This window comes from Candidatus Bodocaedibacter vickermanii, assembly GCF_014896945.1.
Lineage (GTDB): Bacteria > Pseudomonadota > Alphaproteobacteria > UBA6184 > UBA6184 > Bodonicaedibacter > Bodonicaedibacter vickermanii.
Map to the genome: position 1 here is coordinate 1336473 of NZ_CP054719.1, position 14357 is coordinate 1350829.

Here is a 14357-nt window from a genome sequence, read left to right on the forward strand (position 1 = left end):
CAATCATAAGAATTTTTTATGATACTAAATAAAAAAGGACGTTAGAGTGTTGAGAATAGTATGTCAGGGATTGTTGCTGTTAATAACTAATGTATCTGGGGAAACAATTCAAAGTGATGATATTCCCGCATTTGAAACTTCTGTGATGTGGCAGATTGTTTATGAGCCGTGGCATGTAAAAGCGGTTGAAAGCCATCAACACTTTTTTTCTAAGACTCATGTTAATGAAGGGGAAAGCTATACCGATTTTGTTCCCAACATGACGTTGCCATCAAAAATTAACTGGGTTAGTTCTTTGGAGGTGTTGCCGGATAGTTTTAATGGCCATGGGCGCACAACAGACTTAATGGATGAGTGCGACCCAACTGAGCGGCGTAAAGGTTTGGGTACAATATTGATGATCAATGCGTTAGAGCGTATTCGACAGCGCAATATTCGCTGGGTTGTATTGCAAGCTCAACCGCTAGGAGAGGGGCTCTATCGAACCTTAGGATTTATTCCAATTGGATATATTGCCAAATATTAAATGTAGTTTGTTTATCGTTAAATAATCAGAATAGGAATCAATAATGACGCACACATTTAAATCACTATTAATTACAACAGTATTAACGCTTCCATCAGCTTTTGGAGCAGCTGAGTTACATGTGACCGCCGCAGCAGCTGGTCCACATTCAGCAGAGATCGCTGCAGTAGCTGTTGCGAGGCACCTCGTAGCAACACCAGAAGGTATGCGAAGAAAAGTAGATCAGTTAGTAAGATCTGGACAGAAAGAAAAAGCCGTAGAATTACTTGAAGAATTCGCAAATCATCCTGATGCAACACTAAAGGATATTCGGTCTGCAGGGTGGAGCATATCTATTCTTGGGGGGGGTGATGAAAAAGCTGTCGTATTATTTGAACGGGCTGCCAATCATCCCGATGCAACACCAGAATATATTTTTGATGCAGCAAGCGGTATGTACGATCTTGGACCTAGTTTCTATTTGAGAGTCGCAGAATTACTTGAGAAATCCGCTAATCTTCCCGATGCAGCACCAGTTGATATTCAAAATGCAGCATATGGGCTGTACAGTCTTGGGGTTGATTTTTATGCAAGAGCTGCAGAATTATTTGAGAAATCCGCTACTCATCCCGATGCAACACCAGATGATATTCAAAGTGCAGCGTATGGCAGCTGGCAGCTTGGGCAAAAGGACAAAGCCGCAGAATTATTTGAGAAATCCGCTAATCTTCCCGATGTAACACCAGTTAATATTCAAAATGCAGTACGTGGATTGCGTTCTATTGCTGCTAAATGTAGAGAGGGGAGTGCGGAAAGAGCACGATACAACGCTTTAGCAGATGCTATCGCTGCGAGATAAACATTTCAATACATTGGTTGCTATAGAATATCGCAAAATGTCTTTACAAGAGGGTAGGCTAATTTTTTGTGATAGATCACTTGACTTTGTCAAAAAATGGATTATATCGTTAAGTAATCAAAACAGGAGACAACAATGGCGCATACGTTTAAATCACTGTTAATTACATCAGTATTAACGCTGCCTTCAATTTTTGCAGCAAACGAGTTAGATGTGGTTGCCGCAGCTGGTGCACATTCAGCAGGTGTAGCTGCAGTGCCTGTAGCAGCTCTTCCCGGAACAACACCAGAGGGCCTGCGAAAAGAAGGAAATGAATTATTCAAATCTGGGCAGAGAGACAGAGCTGCAGAATTGTTTGAGAAATCCGCTAATCTTTCCGATGCAACACCAATTGATATTCGACAGGCAGCATTTGGCATGCGCGGTCTTGGATCTGATTTTCATGACAGAACCGCAGCGTTGTATGAAAAGTCTGCAAATCATCCCAGCGCCACACAACTTGATAGGAAAATGGCAGTTGTTGCCCTAATCCATCTTGGGGTTGATTTTTATGCAAGAGCAGTGGTTGTATGTGAACAGATCGCAAATCATCCAGATGCAGAACCACAAGATAGGCAATTAGCAATAGACGAAATACGCACTATTGCGAACCAATATGTAGAAGGAAGTTCGGAAAGAGCAAGGTACCACGCTTTAGCAGATGCTATCTCTGCGAAATAAAAGTTTCAACACACGTGAATCAACTATCGCTTTATGACTTAAGAGTTCTTGAGTTAATGAGCGATAGTTGTCATGTTTTTGACAGCAACACCCCACTACTATTTTCAAAAAACTTTGATTGGATATAGGGAGTCGTCCAATATCTTTACAAGAGGGTGGGTTAAATTTTGTGACAGATTCTTGACTTTGTCAAAAAATGGATTATATCATTTAAGTAATCAGAGCAGGAATCAACAATGACACAGGCATTTAAATCACTATTCATCACGTCAATATTAACACTTCCTTCAGTTTTTGCAGCAGACGAGTTATCAGTATTAACACTCCCTGCAATTTTTCCAGCAGACGAGCTACGGGTGTCCGCCGCAGTAACTGATGCTATTCCAAGAGTAACACCAGCTGAGGTACAAAGACAAGCAGGGCAGTTACGCGGATGGGGACAATCTGAATCCGCCGCCATATTATTTGAACGGTCTACAACTCTTTCTGAAGTAACACCCCGAGACATTCGATATGCAGCAATAGGCATGTACGATCTTGGGGACGGTTTTTATGACAGAGCCGCAGTATTATATGAGCAATCTGCAGGTCATTCTGATGCAACATCAAAGGATAGGAATTTAGCAATAGACGGAATACGCGCTATTGCTGCTAAATGTAGAGAGGGGAGTGCGGAAAGAGCGCGATACAACGCTTTAGCAGATGCTATCGCTGCGAAATAAAGGTTTCCACAGTTGAATCAACTATCGCTTTATGGCTTAAAAGTGTTTGAGTTAATGAGCGATAGTTGTCATTAGATTTTTTCTAAAGAGGATACGGATTGTAATTTTTTCAACCATATTACCTAATGGATCCTGGGATCATCCCTGGTGCAACGGCACGTTGCAAAGATCTTCGTTCTGTTCATAGTTTGTTAAGAAGTATCTGATACTTTGAAGGTGGTAGGCTTTTAGTAAACTCAGATCCCACTTGAATGTGGGTGCATCTGATACGCAATGGCGATTTTGGACATAAAGTAGCACAGCGCTGTGTGAACTATGTTCTAGTCTGAACGGGGATGGTATCCTCTGGACGACGTGTAAATTTTTCAAAACGATTTTTTGAAAAATACCGATTGTATTGCGTCGCGGTGGCGGGGGGTGGACACGCTCTGAGTAATTTTTTGTGGGTGGGCCCCACTTCAGGGGGGCGCGATCCCCAACACGAAAAAGAATAATTTTCTTGACTTTCCGAAAACGTTTTGTATACTAATAGCTAGAATTGCGAAGAGGCTACCCAAAAACCGGGTAGCCTTTTTTCGTTCTACGTCCCAAAAGTATTTCAGCCAAATGATCTGGCAACAGATCCTTGACGAGGTTTGGTTGAAACACTCAAAGACGAAACGCCGAATCGAATCTCCAGTACAGGAACTCAAACTACCCGATCAGTAGTCACAGCCCTGTAAACAACCCCTAGAGCCGACGGGCTCGTAAAACACCGACTTTGTATATTGTACTAAAGTCCGCCTTTCCCCATTCGTGTAAGAAATGGGGTTCTTTTTGCACGTGCGGGTTACTGGGGATTCACTCGGTTTTAAACAACGCCAGCGTGACGCTGGCAACGTGACGTTGCATCCGATAGTTAGATCGGTTGTGATTGGACACGGATTTTATATAACTTAACTTTGAAAGCTACAAACACAGCACTTTCAAACAAAACAAGGAACCAAAACACTACTTTTCAACAAAATATCTCAAATTCATTTTTCACCCTTACCCCTCCTGCGCCGAAGGTGGGTTCAAATTCTTCATCATTCTCTCATATTTCAAACCAAACTCAATCTAACCCAATGGATGCAGCGTCACGCTGCCCTGCGCCGAAGTTAGGTCAAAAATCTCAAAATTTTCTCACACCTCAAACCACACTCCATCAACATTCATCCCCACATTGTATTTTTACACATCTCAAATCTCCCTCAATCAAACCTAACGAGTCCAGCGTCACGCTGGCGGATCCCACATATCGGGTTCAGGGATCATCCCTGGTGCAGCATCATGCTGCCTTACGGTTTTCGTTATTTGAAATCCGTATCCCATTCCCCCAAATCTCAAATCTCCCTCAATCAAACCTAATGAGTCCAGCGTCACGCTGGTGGATGCAAATTACTTTTTTTGCTGTTGTTTAATCATTGTTAACGTTTGGTTGCTAAAGTATGTGAAAACGTATTAATCAAAGGTCACCTAATGTCACAGAATAATGCGCGCCTTATATTGCCAAATGGTAAAGAACATGCGTTGGCAGTATTAAAGGGAGCCTCGGGTCCTGATGTCATTGATATTCGTTCATTGTATGATGAGACGGGATATTTTACATATGATCCTGGGTTTACGTCTACGGCAAGCTGCGAATCAGGCATCACATTTATTGATGGAGATCAAGGCGTATTATCCCATCGGGGGTATTCCATTGAATCATTGGCTGAAAACTGTACTTTTTTAGAAGTTGCGCATTTGTTGTTATATGGCGATGTTCCTAATGATCAAGAGTTACAAGCGTTTCAAGCAGACATTTCACATCATTCATTGTTGCATGAACAAGCGATTAAGTTTTACGAAGGATTCAATCGGGGTGCTCATCCCATGGCGATCATGATGGGTGTGGTTGGTGGATTGGCGGCAGTATATCACGATCATTTAGATGTAAATGATACTGAACAACGAGATTTAATCTGTAAGCGATTAATCGCGAAAATACCGACCATTGCAGCGTATGCGTATAAGTATTCTATTGGGCAACCCTTTATATATCCATCGAACACGCTGTCCTATGCGGGAAATTTTTTGAAGATGATGTTCGGCGTGCCAACGGAAACGTATGAGATAAATCCAATATTGGAACGCGCCTTAGATCGTATTTTTATTTTGCATGCGGATCATGAACAAAATGCATCAACGTCAACAGTTCGACTTGCTGGATCAACGGGCGCGGATCCGATTGCGTGTATTGCGGCGGGTGTTGCCAGTTTGTGGGGACCAGCGCATGGTGGGGCTAATGAGGCCGTGCTAAAGATGTTGGCAGAAATTGGTTCAAAAGAAAATATCCCGGAATACATACGTCGGGCCAAAGATAAAAATGATTCGTTTCGCCTAATGGGTTTTGGACATCGGGTCTATAAAAACTATGATCCACGCGCCAAAGTAATGCAGAAAACATGTTATGAGGTTTTGGATCAATTGCACGTTCAAAACCCGTTGTTAGAGCTCGCAATAGAGTTAGAACAATTTGCGTTGAAGGATGAATACTTTATCGAACGAAAATTATATCCCAACGTCGATTTTTATTCAGGAATTATTTTAAATGCAATGGGGATTCCAACCAACATGTTTACGGTTATGTTTGCCTTAGCAAGAACTGTAGGGTGGGTTGCCCATTGGAAAGAGATGATTGAAACAGCTAGCCTTAAAATTAGTCGACCACGTCAATTGTATACAGGCGAAGTCGGACGAAAGTTACTGTAAATAAAGGGAGATTATAATGAGAAAAATTGCATATAAACAAGAATCTGCTGTATACAATTTTCCGGGATTAATGGAACCAAAACGCGAGCGTGCAGTCAATGACAATCGTATTCCCATGTTGGGTATGATTTTTAAGCATGCAGCATTGATGAGCTTTGCGTTGGGTGCGTTTTATGTAATCCAACTGCTTGTTTAAATGCAGAATGTATTTCGGAATTCATATAATCGTGGAATGCAGGGCGAATCTGTAGCGCTTGCCTTTTTAAATTTGCATGGGTATCATATATTAGCAAAACGATATCGCACGCCCTATGGTGAAATTGATATTATTGCACGGTATGAAACTATGATAGTATGTGTAGAGGTTAAAACTAGAAGTACATTAAACGCTAGTTTACACGCTATACAGGTGCGGCAACAGGAACGGATTATGAACGCCTATTTGCATTTTATTCAATCGTTTCCAGATTATGCAAATGATGCAGTACGGTTTGACGTTATTGTGTGTGCACCAAACTCTAAACCGTTACACATTAAAAATGCATTTGAGGCAAATCATGATTAAATCTATTTTCCAATTGAGATATTTTCTCGGAATAAGTTGTATGCTATGTCTTTCAGCGTGCGAGCATTTGAAACAAGACGCAAAATCAGTTGAGGCCAGTTATCAAAAATCAGCCTCAGATACAGTTATTTACACTAATGTTGTACAAGTATTGCAAAACATTCGAAGGGATTTACCCTCGGAAGCCCGCCTGATTGTTTTACAGGGGCGTGTGTTATTGGTGGGGTATGTTGAAAGTGCACAGGAACATATCGATGTAGTGAACGCCGTGTGGAAAATTAAAGGTGTTCAAGAGGTCATTGATCACTTAGAACATGTGCCAACGAATGAAAAAACGGGATTTGATATCAAGAATACCTTCGTAAAAACTCAGCTGGACACACTGTTCTTAACGAATTCAGCGGTACATTATGGGAATTTTCAATACGTAATTTTTAAAAAGAATCTATATGTGTTGGCGCGAACATCTTCAGAGGCAGAAAAAGAAGCGTTTTATACAATAGTAAAGAAAACGCCGACGATTCAAAAAGTATTCTTTTACAGTACGTATAAACAATAATAATGAGTCGCATTATCTTTTTAAATGGCTGCAGCTCTGCAGGAAAAACGTCCATATCTAAAGCTATTCAAGAGCTTTCTGATACTCCCTGGTTGCACATTGGAATTGATACCTTCATTGGCATGTTGCCATCAAAATTTTTAGAATTTGGGGATCGCGCATCCGAAGGATATTACTCCTTTATACACAGCGAAAATGAACGGGGAACGTGTATTCAAGTAAAGACTGAGCCCAGAGGAGAGGTGTTCTTTCAGGAGCATGTACACAAAGTCGTACAACTTTTGGCGGATTTGGGTCATGATATTATTGTGGATGAGGTGATCTTTGATAAAGTTAGCATGGATCAATATTTTCAGAAACTTAGTAATCATAGGATTTTTCTAGTTCAAGTAATGTGTGATATTAATGTTCTGATAGAGCGTGAACGGTTGCGAGGGGACAGAACTGTTGGGTTAGCAAATGATCAGTTCGATCGATTAAAATCATTTACCTATAACTATGATTTAATTGCGGATACAACAAAGGTTTCGGCTATAGATAATGCTTGCCTAATATTAAGCAACGTACCGTTGCATCCGTTAGGTTAGTGGCCGTGTTTGGTCATTTTAGTTCATGTCACGCTAGGCGGCTCAGGGGGCGCTTGCGCGCGCCAGACGGCAGTTGCCGCCACCAAATCGCATTGAAGTGCGAGTTGCATGATCCGCATAAGCTTATAAAGTTAAGCTGCAGCGAGTGGACACGATTTAAATTGATATGTCAACAATGTCAGGTAGCTATCTTCTATAGGTGTTTTGTTGTTATGAAAATAGTGGGTTATTCCGGTTAAGATGTTATCTGACTTTGAGTTCAACAAAATCGCAGTTAAGAAATCTTTGCGCCCTTGACGCAAGACGTCGCCTGCAGACACTCCAGAAGTGTTATATTGCCATTGATGCTGTAAGTAGCTACACATAAAGCGAGTGAGTGGTTTTGATAAGGAATGTTCTTCGCAGCGAATCGATTCGTCATCATGGGGATCTCGGATACAAGCGCCCGTTAAATCACCTCCAATACAGGTGTCGCTGCTAGGCTTAGACAGCCAAGCGGCCTGCACGTCTTCAGAGACTAAAGATAACGAAGCAAACAAAGCTGTTAGATCGCCAAAGCTTTCATGTAAGGCTCGATGATCCAGTCGACCGGTTCTGAGTAATCCCGGAACCATGGCGTCTAAGCACGCATGCCCAGTTTCATGAGCCACAACATCAAAGGATGAACATGTGTATTTCATTCGCCCGCTATCAAGGAACTGTGGAAACACCAATTCGTGGGTTCTTGGATCATAATAGGCATTCAATGCGCACCCTTCCACACATCCAGCATGTGGGTTAATTGTTAGTAGTGGTTGCTTGTTCCAGTTGGCAGTTGCTACACATATGGGGGTGCAGCCCGTTACAGGACACCATTGTGGAAAGCTATCCAGCGTATTTTTCCATAATTCTTGTACCAAACGAACAGTTCCATAAGTGCCCTGTGCTTGAGTTATCTGTTGACGCGTTGTGGGAGATAAAGGTCTTCCTGACTGTGTTAGTGTACGACTGTCGACGGTTAATACATTACTGGGTAAAGCTCCAAGTTTACCATCGATGACTTGGGTTCTTGGTAAGTCTGTTCTTACTGTTTCGGATAGCAAGGCTTTAGAGGCGTAAAAGCGATCGGGTGAAGTAATAAAGACTTCACTCGCAATCAGTGGGTTAATAATAAGACATAGGGATAGTATAGTGTACATATATTTTTTCATGATAGTTTCCTCTTGATTTGAACAACTTGACCCAGGGATTTTTTTATGATTGTTTGGTAGAGTCACTTTTACATATATAATAATTTTTTATTGGGAATCAAATGAAAAAAAATAGATGGAAACGCTATAAGTTAATTTTGGTATGGGCAGTTTTTCTGTTATCTTGGAATACTACTTTAAATACAATAACAGGGAGCAAAAGCATGACACTTAATGATAATGTACCAAGTTGGAATTTAAGCGATTTATTTCCGGGGTATGACCATCCGGCGGTGCAACGCCATTTACAACAGTTGGATAAAGATGTTGCAACCTTTGTAAGTATGTACAAAGAAAAAGTTGCTTTATTGACTGGGGTTGAGCTTGTAAAGGCGATTCAAGCCTATGAAGCATTGTCCGATCAAATGGGTAAAATAAGTGCATATGCTTTTCTTTTGTATGCTCAAGATCGTTCCGACACTAACACCAGTGTGTTTTATCAAAATATGTATGAACATACGAATCGCTTAAGCACAGATATTTTATTTTTTACCCTTGAGTTGAATCTGTTGAGTGATGAAAAAATAGCAACACTGTACGCACAAGAATCTTTGTTAGTGCGATATAAGCCCTGGATTGCAAATGTTAGGCTGTTCAAAGATCATCAGTTGTCGGATGAGATGGAGCGCTTGATGCAAGAAAAATCCATTCCAGCAGAAGGGTCATGGATTCGGTTGTATGATGAAGTGTGCGCTGATATGCGGTTTGATATGGAGGGTAAGATGTACCCCATTTCCGAAGTTTTAAATCGATTGGGGCATAATGATGAAAAGGTTCGAAACGTTGCAGCAATGGCTTTGTCTAAAGGGTTAAAAGACAATGCTCGCGTCTTTGCAATGATCATGAATACGTTATCTCAAAACTTATCCTTAGATAATAAATGGCGAAAATTTCCAACTGTTGATGGGTCTAGACATTTAGCCAATCAAATTGATTCAGAAGTTGTGACGGCTTTAACGACGGCAGTGAAAAGTTCATACAGCAAGTTATCTCATCGATATTATGCATTAAAAGCAAAACGTTTTGGAAAAACTAAGTTACCGTATTGGGATCGGAACGCTCCGTATCCAACAGCTCCAGAAACAGATATTTCGTGGGATAAAGCAAAGGATATTGTCTTGCGAGCATATTCCGCGTTTTCACCAGAAATGTCAGCCATTGCAGCGCAATTTTTTGAACGCCGTTGGATTGATGGAACGTTACGACCAGGTAAAGATTCTGGTGCGTTTTCGCATCCCGTTGTTCCTTCTGCGCATCCCTACATTTTGCTGAACTATCACGGAAAGCAACGCTGCGTGATGACATTGGCGCATGAACTTGGGCATGGAATCCACCAAGTGCTAGCTAAAGATCAAGGTGCTCTAATGGCTGACACACCCCTCACGTTGGCAGAAACAGCCAGCGTATTTGGTGAAATGTTAACGTTTCAATCATTGTTAAAACAAGCAACGTCTGAACAAAAACAGTATTTGTTGGCGGGGAAAATTGAGGACATGTTAAATACCGTTGTTCGTCAAATTGCTTTTTACGAATTTGAAAAGCGCCTGCATACTGCACGTCAAAAAGGGGAATTATCCGTTGCTGATATTTCAGAAATTTGGATGTCTGTTCAATCTGAAAGTTTAGGCGATGCCATCCAATTGGATGAAACTTATGATATTTATTGGGCGTATATTTCTCATTTTTACCATGCGCCATTCTATGTATATGCCTATGCATTTGGCGATTGCTTGGTTAATTCCCTGTACGCATACTATCAAGAAAATCCCAATGGATTCCAAGATAAATATATGGCATTGCTAAAAGCAGGGGGCAGCAAGCGCTATGATGAAGCCTTAAAACCTTTTGGCTTTGATTTAAAAGATCCAGCCTTTTGGAACAAAGGGTTGAGTATGATCGAAGGTTTCATTCAAGAGTTCGAACAGTTGTCACAATAACCTCGTTATCACTTAACGGCTTGCTGCAAGGCAAGCCGAAGGGTGAACGTTAGCGTAGTACCTATGTATGGAATGCAAAAATGAACGATGATACCTCTTCATTAGGTCGACGTATTGGGAGGGTGGCTCACGTGGCCACAACCTTGAGTGGTGCTGCTATCAAAACCCTAGGCGCTAAGATTACTGGAAACAGCGATGCTTTTCCCCAGGTGTTGACTGAAGCCTTAGGAAAATTAAAAGGACCGATCATGAAAGTGGGGCAGATTCTTGCAATGGTGCCCGGCATGTTGCCTGACGATGTTGCCGAATCGTTAATGCAATTGCAATCTCAAGCTCCATCCATGGGGTGGCCGTTTGTTCGCAGGCGTATGGCGTTTGAATTGGGAGCAGAATGGCCAACCAAATTTACGCACTTTGAAAAAGAGGCTTCTGCTGCCGCGTCATTAGGGCAAGTGCATAAAGCTCAATTATCGTCGGGTGAGATTGTCGCCTGCAAACTGCAATACCCAAATATGCTCAGCAGTATTGAGGGAGACTTAGATCAGCTTCGTCTGCTTCTTGGTTTATATGAGCGGACAGTTCCCATTTTGGATACCGTTAACATTCAACACGAACTAAAAGAGCGGTTAAAAGAAGAATTAGATTATCGGTTAGAGCTTCGAAATATGGAGCGATTTCGAAAACTTTTTGGAAATACGAATCTGCCCGTGATTGTCCCAAAATCATTTGAAAGCTATTCCACTGATCGATTGCTAACCATGGAATGGTGTGACGGGGCTGATTTGATGGTCGTGAAAAACTGGTCAATAACGTTAAAACGCCGCGTGGCAGAAAACTTATTCCAAGCGTGGTATTACCCGCTGTATCAACATGGTGTGTTACATGGAGATCCCCATTTTGGGAATTACCGCATCACCCCCGAGGGGCAGATTATTATGTTGGATTTTGGCTGTGTCAGAGAGTTCCCAGAATCATTTTTAGCAGGGGTGCGTAAACTGTATAGGGCGCTTGAACTGAATAGCGCATCTGAAGCCAATGAAGCCTATGAAATGTGGGGGTTTGAAAACCTAACTTCCGAGTTGGTAGATGCTTTAAATATTTGGGCTAAGTTTCTGTATGGCCCCTTGTTAGATGATCGTATCCGACCGTTAGTGGAGTCTCCGCAAGAAGGAAAAGATGCGGCGAAGGCGGTGATTCAAGCCTTAAAGCAATCAGGAAAAGTACGTCCACCAAAAGAGTTTGTATTTATGGATCGTGCCGCTGTTGGCATTGGATCGGCGATGATTCATTTGGGTGTAGAGTTAAATTGGCATCAGCTATTTCAGAGCCTAGTTGAATCTAAAAAATAATATATAAAATTTACCTGATATTAATCCTTTGTTTGAGACAATTATTATGAATTTATCCGAGTCTTAACAAGATGAAATAAATTTGACAATCGGCAAGTTGTTGTATATCTTCAGGGTGTCAAAATATTATTTGACAGTTATTATTATATTTTAGGGATGATATTATTATGAAATTATTACTTCAAGCGCTTCTTTTAACATCAGTTAGCGTATCAATCACAACTGCAAATGATGCTGAGTTAGTTGCTGGTAGTAGTGAACCTTCAACACCTCGCAATCAAGGTGTTCAAGTGCAGACTCCAAGCGCTCCTGTTAAGACTATTAAGAAAAAAGTTACGGATACTTCAGGTGTAGCTAAAAAATTATTTGATGATTCAGATTCAGATTTAGACGCTTAATAAAGTAGAGAAGGGATCTTCTCTACTTTATTAGCTCATATACTGGCCTCCGTTTAAACTAATGGTGCTGCCAGTGATGTATGCGGCCTCATCAGATGCCAAATATTGAACCATCTTTGCAATTTCATCCACTGTGCCCAAGCGCTGCATTGGAATCAATGAGATGATTTTGTCTAATATAGCCTCTGGAATAGCGCGAACCATATCGGTATCGATATACCCTGGGGCTATGGCATTTACTGTAATGCCTTTTCCTGAAGTTTCTAAGGCTAATGCTTTTGTGAATCCCAAAACACCAGCTTTTGATGCGCAGTAATTAGTCTGACCCGCTTGACCTTTTTGTGCATTCACTGAGCTGATATTGATAATACGCCCAAAGGAAGCCGCACGCATGTCCTCGATAACAAGCCGGCTCATATTGAATACGGAATCCAAGTTTGTTCGAATTACAGCTTGCCATTGATCTGTAGACATTTTGTGAAGGGCTGCGTCTTTTGTTATACCCGCATTATTCACCAAAACTTGTACTGAACCATAGCGATTTTTGATTGTGTTAATCGCCATTTCGCATGAATTAAAATCCGATACATCAAATTTTAAAATATCAATACCAAAGTCGGTGTGTAGCTCTTTTGCAAACGCATCATTGCTTTGGTACGTTGCAATGACGGTATAGCCAGCTTGTTTTAATCCAATTGAAATGCCTCGTCCAATTCCCCTGACTCCACCTGTAACAACTGCAATTTTTGACATGGTTTCTCTCTTATTATTGTTATTATTTTGAGATAAAAAGCCGCCTAACAATAGGCGGCTAGAATATAGATTAAATGTTACGCTTTTTTAACAGGCTTTGTTTCCTCAACTGGGGCTTTGCTAAAACTTAAGCCCTTTAATCCTGGAGAAAACTCTTTTTCTTCTTCTTCCGCTTCTTTCATTTCTTTACCTAAGAAATAAGAAATAACTGTACGGATGACAACGATTGAACCCAAGAAAATAAATGTATCATGTGTGCGCGGTCCTTTGATTGTTTCTAATAAATCGGCAACAATCATAAACTCTAGACCTAATATGATATAAATTCCAACGCTGCGACGTAATTCTTGATATTGAATAAATTTGCCGTCTCTGTGGAAAAATTCAATGTAAATGAAGCGTAAGAATCCCATTAAGAATCCCCACAATATAATTGATACGCTTGCAAAATCTAATATTGATATTAACGGTTCAAGATAGTCGTAAAGTGCGTTTAGTCTTTCAGTAAATGTCATTTTATTATTCCCTTTTTTACATTTAGCTTAGTTTAGTGGGCTGTCCAGCCTCCGTCGATGGAAAAACTGGAGCCCGTCACAGAAGCTGCAGCATCAGATGATAGATAGCGTACCATCTCTGCAACTTCTTGAACTTTTACAAATTGTTTTGTGGGTTGATGGGCGAGTAAAACATCCCGTATTACGGAGTCTTCGCTGATGCCGCGTGCCTTTGCAGTGCTGGCAATTTGACCTTCAACCAACGGTGTTAACACATATCCAGGACACACAGCATTGCAGGTAATCCCAAATTCTGCAGCCTCTAACGCAACGGCTTTTGTTAGCCCCAATACACCATGCTTAGCAGCAACATAGGCTGATTTAAAAGGTGAGGCCACAAGCCCATGCGCAGATGCCATATTAATAATACGTCCCCATTTTTGAGCTTTCATGAATGGCATTACTTCACGTATTCCATAAAATGCAGATGACAAATTAATTTTGATAATAGCTTCATATTTATCAACTGGAAAGTCTTCAATGGGCGACACATGTTGAATGCCTGCATTATTAACAAGGATATCTATGCGACCAAACGTATCAAACACAGTTTTAATCATTTGAGCAATTTGATTGGGTTGTGTCATATCAGCAGGGTGATAGATAACTTTGCAAGAAAACGTAGATTCTAAAGATGTAATTTCATGCTGAATCGTTGCGGGATCCCCAAACCCATTCAAACATAGGTTGGCCTGTTGAGCTGCAAACATGCGTGCAATCTCTAATCCAATTCCACTGGTGGATCCAGTAATGATAACAACTTTTCCACTAAACATCATAGTTTCCTAACACTTGTTAACAGTATGGGGTTATTTTATTAATAAAGAGTAAACATTTCAACATAA

The 14357-nt window shown here is 41.0% G+C and carries 16 protein-coding genes; 12 read left to right on the top strand and 4 right to left on the bottom strand.

What is annotated here, in order from left to right:
* Window positions 1-46: 46 nt before the first annotated feature.
* The 9 genes from CPBP_RS06050 (at window position 47) to CPBP_RS06090 (ending at window position 7292) form a co-directional block, all read left to right on the top strand.
* Window positions 47-526: a GNAT family N-acetyltransferase gene (locus tag CPBP_RS06050; RefSeq protein WP_350331962.1), complete on the top strand. Its 480-nt coding sequence runs from the start codon at window positions 47-49 to the stop codon at window positions 524-526.
* Window positions 527-569: 43 nt separating this feature from the next.
* Complete coding sequence (locus CPBP_RS06055; protein ID WP_350331963.1) at window positions 570-1364, top strand: hypothetical protein; 795 nt, start codon at window positions 570-572, stop codon at window positions 1362-1364.
* A 135-nt stretch (window positions 1365-1499) separates the two neighbouring features.
* Window positions 1500-2084: a hypothetical protein gene (locus CPBP_RS06060; protein WP_350331964.1), complete on the top strand. Its 585-nt coding sequence runs from the start codon at window positions 1500-1502 to the stop codon at window positions 2082-2084.
* A 236-nt stretch (window positions 2085-2320) separates the two neighbouring features.
* Entirely contained in the window at window positions 2321-2806 is a 486-nt protein-coding gene (locus CPBP_RS06065) for a hypothetical protein (protein ID WP_350331965.1), read from the top strand.
* 1500 nt (window positions 2807-4306) lie between these two features.
* Window positions 4307-5581 carry a citrate synthase gene (locus CPBP_RS06070; protein WP_350331966.1) on the top strand — a complete coding sequence of 425 codons (1275 nt, stop codon included), beginning with the start codon at window positions 4307-4309 and terminating at the stop codon, window positions 5579-5581.
* A 16-nt stretch (window positions 5582-5597) separates the two neighbouring features.
* Window positions 5598-5777, top strand: coding sequence for a hypothetical protein (locus CPBP_RS06075; RefSeq protein ID WP_350331967.1), 180 nt, complete (start codon window positions 5598-5600; stop codon window positions 5775-5777).
* Window positions 5778-6146, top strand: a complete 369-nt coding sequence (locus CPBP_RS06080) for a YraN family protein (protein ID WP_350331968.1) — start codon at window positions 5778-5780, stop codon at window positions 6144-6146.
* 40 nt (window positions 6147-6186) lie between these two features.
* Entirely contained in the window at window positions 6187-6705 is a 519-nt protein-coding gene (locus CPBP_RS06085; RefSeq protein ID WP_350331969.1) for a BON domain-containing protein, read from the top strand.
* 2 nt (window positions 6706-6707) lie between these two features.
* Complete coding sequence (locus tag CPBP_RS06090; RefSeq protein WP_350331970.1) at window positions 6708-7292, top strand: chloramphenicol phosphotransferase CPT family protein; 585 nt, start codon at window positions 6708-6710, stop codon at window positions 7290-7292.
* Window positions 7293-7423: 131 nt separating this feature from the next.
* Here the strand turns inward: CPBP_RS06090 and CPBP_RS06095 are convergent, their stop codons facing one another.
* Window positions 7424-8482: a gluzincin family metallopeptidase gene (locus tag CPBP_RS06095; protein WP_350331971.1), complete on the bottom strand. Its 1059-nt coding sequence runs from the start codon at window positions 8480-8482 to the stop codon at window positions 7424-7426.
* Between the two features lie 101 nt (window positions 8483-8583).
* On the opposite strand from CPBP_RS06095, the gene CPBP_RS06100 reads away from it, so the two are divergent.
* The 3 genes from CPBP_RS06100 to CPBP_RS06110 all read left to right on the top strand — a co-directional run bounded on the left by CPBP_RS06100 (window position 8584) and on the right by CPBP_RS06110 (window position 12205).
* Window positions 8584-10458: a M3 family oligoendopeptidase gene (locus tag CPBP_RS06100; protein WP_350331972.1), complete on the top strand. Its 1875-nt coding sequence runs from the start codon at window positions 8584-8586 to the stop codon at window positions 10456-10458.
* An 80-nt stretch (window positions 10459-10538) separates the two neighbouring features.
* Window positions 10539-11807, top strand: a complete 1269-nt coding sequence (locus tag CPBP_RS06105; RefSeq protein WP_350331973.1) for an ABC1 kinase family protein — start codon at window positions 10539-10541, stop codon at window positions 11805-11807.
* Window positions 11808-11974: 167 nt separating this feature from the next.
* Entirely contained in the window at window positions 11975-12205 is a 231-nt protein-coding gene (locus tag CPBP_RS06110; protein ID WP_350331974.1) for a hypothetical protein, read from the top strand.
* Window positions 12206-12235: 30 nt separating this feature from the next.
* Here the strand turns inward: CPBP_RS06110 and phbB are convergent, their stop codons facing one another.
* The 3 genes from phbB to CPBP_RS06125 all read right to left on the bottom strand — a co-directional run bounded on the left by phbB (window position 12236) and on the right by CPBP_RS06125 (window position 14288).
* Complete coding sequence (phbB, locus tag CPBP_RS06115; RefSeq protein ID WP_350331975.1) at window positions 12236-12958, bottom strand: acetoacetyl-CoA reductase; 723 nt, start codon at window positions 12956-12958, stop codon at window positions 12236-12238.
* 77 nt (window positions 12959-13035) lie between these two features.
* Window positions 13036-13473 (bottom strand): DUF1622 domain-containing protein, encoded by a 438-nt coding sequence (locus CPBP_RS06120; protein WP_350331976.1) that lies wholly within the window; start codon window positions 13471-13473, stop codon window positions 13036-13038.
* 32 nt (window positions 13474-13505) lie between these two features.
* Window positions 13506-14288, bottom strand: a complete 783-nt coding sequence (locus tag CPBP_RS06125; protein ID WP_350332619.1) for a 3-hydroxybutyrate dehydrogenase — start codon at window positions 14286-14288, stop codon at window positions 13506-13508.
* Window positions 14289-14357: the final 69 nt, after the last annotated feature.

Bases quoted from the DNA above. Each gene is read 5' to 3' on its own strand.
- phbB (WP_350331975.1), bottom strand. From the start codon at position 12,958: ATGTCAAAAATTGCAGTTGTTACAGGTGGAGTCAGGGGAATTGGACGA.
- CPBP_RS06095 (WP_350331971.1), bottom strand. From the start codon at position 8,482: ATGAAAAAATATATGTACACTATACTATCCCTATGTCTTATTATTAAC.
- CPBP_RS06075 (WP_350331967.1), top strand. From the start codon at position 5,598: ATGAGAAAAATTGCATATAAACAAGAATCTGCTGTATACAATTTTCCG.
- CPBP_RS06100 (WP_350331972.1), top strand. From the start codon at position 8,584: ATGAAAAAAAATAGATGGAAACGCTATAAGTTAATTTTGGTATGGGCA.
- CPBP_RS06125 (WP_350332619.1), bottom strand. From the start codon at position 14,288: ATGTTTAGTGGAAAAGTTGTTATCATTACTGGATCCACCAGTGGAATT.
- CPBP_RS06080 (WP_350331968.1), top strand. From the start codon at position 5,778: ATGCAGAATGTATTTCGGAATTCATATAATCGTGGAATGCAGGGCGAA.
- CPBP_RS06105 (WP_350331973.1), top strand. From the start codon at position 10,539: ATGAACGATGATACCTCTTCATTAGGTCGACGTATTGGGAGGGTGGCT.
- CPBP_RS06055 (WP_350331963.1), top strand. From the start codon at position 570: ATGACGCACACATTTAAATCACTATTAATTACAACAGTATTAACGCTT.
- CPBP_RS06110 (WP_350331974.1), top strand. From the start codon at position 11,975: ATGAAATTATTACTTCAAGCGCTTCTTTTAACATCAGTTAGCGTATCA.
- CPBP_RS06120 (WP_350331976.1), bottom strand. From the start codon at position 13,473: ATGACATTTACTGAAAGACTAAACGCACTTTACGACTATCTTGAACCG.
- CPBP_RS06085 (WP_350331969.1), top strand. From the start codon at position 6,187: ATGCTATGTCTTTCAGCGTGCGAGCATTTGAAACAAGACGCAAAATCA.
- CPBP_RS06060 (WP_350331964.1), top strand. From the start codon at position 1,500: ATGGCGCATACGTTTAAATCACTGTTAATTACATCAGTATTAACGCTG.
- CPBP_RS06065 (WP_350331965.1), top strand. From the start codon at position 2,321: ATGACACAGGCATTTAAATCACTATTCATCACGTCAATATTAACACTT.
- CPBP_RS06090 (WP_350331970.1), top strand. From the start codon at position 6,708: ATGAGTCGCATTATCTTTTTAAATGGCTGCAGCTCTGCAGGAAAAACG.
- CPBP_RS06070 (WP_350331966.1), top strand. From the start codon at position 4,307: ATGTCACAGAATAATGCGCGCCTTATATTGCCAAATGGTAAAGAACAT.